This window comes from Enterobacter sp. 301B, assembly GCF_003850715.1.
GTDB lineage: Bacteria > Pseudomonadota > Gammaproteobacteria > Enterobacterales > Enterobacteriaceae > Enterobacter > Enterobacter intestinihominis.
Map to the genome: position 1 here is coordinate 1 of NZ_PQTC01000072.1, position 965 is coordinate 965.

A 965-nucleotide genomic window follows, 5' to 3' on the forward strand; every position below is an offset into this window, starting at 1 on the left:
CAGATCGATAACGCACCAGAAGAAAAAGCTCGTGGTATCACCATCAACACCTCTCACGTTGAGTATGACACCCCGACTCGCCACTACGCACACGTAGACTGCCCAGGCCACGCCGACTATGTTAAAAACATGATCACCGGTGCTGCGCAGATGGACGGCGCGATCCTGGTTGTTGCTGCGACTGACGGCCCTATGCCTCAGACTCGTGAGCACATCCTGCTGGGTCGTCAGGTAGGCGTTCCTTTCATCATCGTGTTCCTGAACAAATGCGACATGGTTGATGACGAAGAGCTGCTGGAACTGGTAGAGATGGAAGTTCGTGAACTGCTGTCTCAGTACGATTTCCCAGGCGACGATACCCCAATCGTTCGTGGTTCCGCGCTGAAAGCGCTGGAAGGCGAAGCAGAGTGGGAAGAGAAAATCATCGAACTGGCTGGCTACCTGGATTCTTACATCCCAGAACCAGAGCGTGCGATTGACAAGCCATTCCTGCTGCCAATCGAAGACGTATTCTCCATCTCCGGTCGTGGTACCGTTGTTACCGGTCGTGTAGAGCGCGGTATCATCAAAGTTGGTGAAGAAGTTGAAATCGTTGGTATCAAAGAGACTGCGAAGTCTACCTGTACTGGCGTTGAAATGTTCCGCAAACTGCTGGACGAAGGCCGTGCTGGTGAGAACGTTGGTGTTCTGCTGCGTGGTATCAAGCGTGAAGAAATCGAACGTGGTCAGGTTCTGGCGAAGCCAGGCTCAATCAAGCCACACACCAAGTTCGAATCTGAAGTGTACATTCTGTCCAAAGACGAAGGCGGCCGTCATACTCCGTTCTTCAAAGGCTACCGTCCACAGTTCTACTTCCGTACAACTGACGTGACCGGTACCATCGAACTGCCAGAAGGCGTAGAGATGGTAATGCCAGGCGACAACATCAAGATGGTTGTGACTCTGATCCACCCAATCGCGATGGA

At 52.5% G+C, this 965-nt stretch carries 1 protein-coding gene; it reads left to right on the plus strand.

What is annotated here, in order from left to right; translation table 11 throughout:
- On the plus strand, window positions 1-965 hold a 965-nt coding region (gene tuf, locus C3451_RS24150; RefSeq protein ID WP_058647085.1), incomplete at both ends, for an elongation factor Tu.